The organism is Phytoactinopolyspora endophytica (assembly GCF_004138495.1).
Lineage (GTDB): Bacteria > Actinomycetota > Actinomycetes > Jiangellales > Jiangellaceae > Phytoactinopolyspora > Phytoactinopolyspora endophytica.
In genome coordinates this window covers 458,105-460,814 of sequence record NZ_ML142849.1, presented here as the reverse complement: position 1 = coordinate 460,814, position 2,710 = coordinate 458,105, and the positions used below count along the sequence as shown (strand labels likewise).

2 protein-coding genes are annotated in these 2,710 nt (G+C 68.8%); one reads left to right on the top strand and one right to left on the bottom strand.

The window, feature by feature from the left end; genetic code table 11:
• The coding region (locus ELR45_RS02060; protein WP_129663017.1) for an oxamate carbamoyltransferase subunit AllH family protein at positions 1-657 on the bottom strand (657 nt) is incomplete at its 3' end.
• Positions 658-729: 72 nt separating this feature from the next.
• Here ELR45_RS02060 and ELR45_RS02055 point away from each other — a divergent pair.
• Complete coding sequence (locus ELR45_RS02055) at positions 730-2,481, top strand: PucR family transcriptional regulator (protein ID WP_129663015.1); 1,752 nt, start codon at positions 730-732, stop codon at positions 2,479-2,481.
• Positions 2,482-2,710: the final 229 nt, after the last annotated feature.

The following is a 2,710-nucleotide window of genomic DNA, read 5'->3' as shown; positions in this document are numbered from 1 at the left end:
ATAGGCGAGCAGCCCTGCGGAGACCGTAGTGGTGCGTGCGACCGGCGCGGCATCGGAGATGGCGCCGGCGAGCTCGTCCGCGGCGGCGCTGCGCACGGCGCGGAGTGCGACGACGGCGCCCGCGAGTACATCGTCTCCGAGCGGAGTGAGGCCCGGTCCGAGCCCGAGTAGCGCGTTGACCGACTCGTCCAGGCTCAGAGCGCGAGAGTGCAGGGCACAGGCGAGCGTGGCGGCCGACTCGAGGACCGGCGCGTCGAGATCAGGTGCCGGACAGCGTGCGGCGCGGCGGGCGGCACCGCCCGGGTCTGCCACCACCGGCCGGCGCGGCTGCCACCAGCGGATCGCTGTCACCGTGACGTCGGGCAACCGGAGCCGGCCGTCGCCGAGTTCGACCGCCGTGCCGACGTCGACCTGCGGCACCGGGCCGGCCAGCACCATCGCGCACGGCGTGCGTACCGCACGGGTGCCGATCAGGCACACCAGCCCATGACGGGCACGCGGCGCCTGCACCGCCAGCAGCTCTCTGGTGCTGGCCACGATCTGGGCCGGCGCAGCGGGCGCGGCGAGTAGTGGCTGAAGGGCGGCGCTGGCCGCGGCCGGCAAGGTCTGCCGGGCGGTCTGTGGAGCGGCATGGTGCCGCAGCGGCGCTACCGCCAAGGCCGCCTCCGGTTTACCTGGTGGTTATTGCAAGGCCTGTCACGAACGTATCTGTAGCGCTACGGTTCTCGCATGGAAAAACTTGCCAACGATCAGGCCTCAGGTTCGCCGGATTTGCCAGAATCCGGCGGAGAACCGGGTGGCTTAGCGGCTGATCCGCCCGGAGAGCGGGCGACGCTGGCACCGACTGGCCTGACCGTGCGCAAGGCGATGGATATGCCCGCGCTGCGGGGTGCCCGGCTGATGGGCGGCGGCGGTGGATTGGAACGCGTCATCCAGCGTGCCAACGTCATGGAGGTTCCGGACATCCTGCCCTGGGTCAAACCACACGAGCTGCTGCTGACCACCGGGTATCCGCTGCGCAACACCCCGCAGGGGCTGCCGGAACTCGTCTGCGAGCTGAATAGCCACGGCTTGGCGGCGATCGGCGTGAAGCTGCACCGATACCTGGACAGCTTGCCGGAACAGATGATCTCGGAGGCGGACCGGCTCGGCATGCCGCTGCTGCTCCTGCCGGACGCGATCGGGTTCGACGAGATCATCAACCAGGTGCTGACCGAGGTGCTCAACCGGCAGGCCGGGGTGCTCGAGCGATCCTGGGAGGTGCATCAGGCGCTGCTGACGATCGTCCTCAACGGCGGCGGTCTCGACGAGATCAGCACTCAGGTGTCCGCCGTCCTGGGCGCGTCCGTCTTCATCACCACGCCGGATGGGCGCGTGCTCGCCGAAGGCGGCGACCCGGGCGACATCTCAGGTTGGAAGTCCAGCCCATGCTTCGAGGACACCGGACGGTTCCGTATCGAGTACGAGCAGCGGGGGGTGCACACCCACGCCGACGTCCCGGGTTGGCACGCGGTCGTGCCGATCGTCGCCGGCCGTGTCGACCACGGCCGTATCGTGGCGTTCGCGCACGACCGCGAGCTGGACGACGGTGACGTGCAGGTTCTGGAGCGCACCGCGACCGTCGCCGCACTGTCGGTGAACAAACAGCTGGCGGTCACGGCCGTCGAGAGCAAGTACCGAGGCGACTTCCTCCGCGACATGTTGGCCGGACGGGCCGGGAGCCGCGAGCAGATGGTGGCGCATTGCCAGACTCTCGCCTGGGAGATCGACCGGCCGATGGTCGTGGTGGTGGCCGAGGTGGACCCGGACGCCCAGGACGCGCCGGCGTCCAGCTTCGACCTCCGGCCTGTTCAGGAGCGGTTCGCCACCGCCTGGCAGACCGTCGTCGGGAGGCGCGACCGGCACTCACCCGTCGTCGGTTTCGCCCAGGAGGTGGTGGCGTTGTTGGCCGTGCCGCCGTCGGGTGACGCGGAGACCGTCATCCGCGACGTGGTACGTGAGGTGTCGGGTGATGGCGGAGGCGGCCGGAGGCCGTTCTCCACCGGCGTGAGCCGGACGGTCAAAGGCCCGGAGGAGCTGCCGGCCGCGTATGAGCAGGCCCGGCGTGCGGTCCAGGTCGGCCGGCAGATCAACGGGGCCGGATCGGTTGCGCATTTCGACGCGCTGCGGTCGTTCCGGCTGATCAGCCTGGTCAAGGACGTCGCGGAGCTGCAAGGATTCGTCCGGGAGACACTGGGCGAACTGGCGGCGACGGACGAGGAGGACATGGAGGACCTGCGGCACACACTGAAGGTCCTGCTCGACGTCAACCTGAACGTGGCGGAGGCGGCCAGGACTCTGCACTTTCACTACAACACGCTGCGCTACCGGATCAGCAAGCTGGAACGGATGCTCGGCCCTTTCACCAGCGACCCGGAGCTGCGCCTCGACCTGGCCCTTGCCCTGAAAGTGCTGCAGATGCGCGGCATGGAACGCCCTTGAACCGGCACCACCCACCGAGTGGCGCTTGGTGCGGTGAGTGCTCGTTGGAAGGCGGTTTCCAGATCGATTTCACGTGTATTCAGCGCACCATGACCGTGTACTCAGCGCAGAGGTTGCCGAGGCCCGGGCCGCGTCGTCGGCAGAACATGCCCATGCGGGCGTAAGGTCGAATGCCTAAGTTTCCTGCATCGGGATCAGCAGACGTTCGAGTCACGGGTGATACGGCACA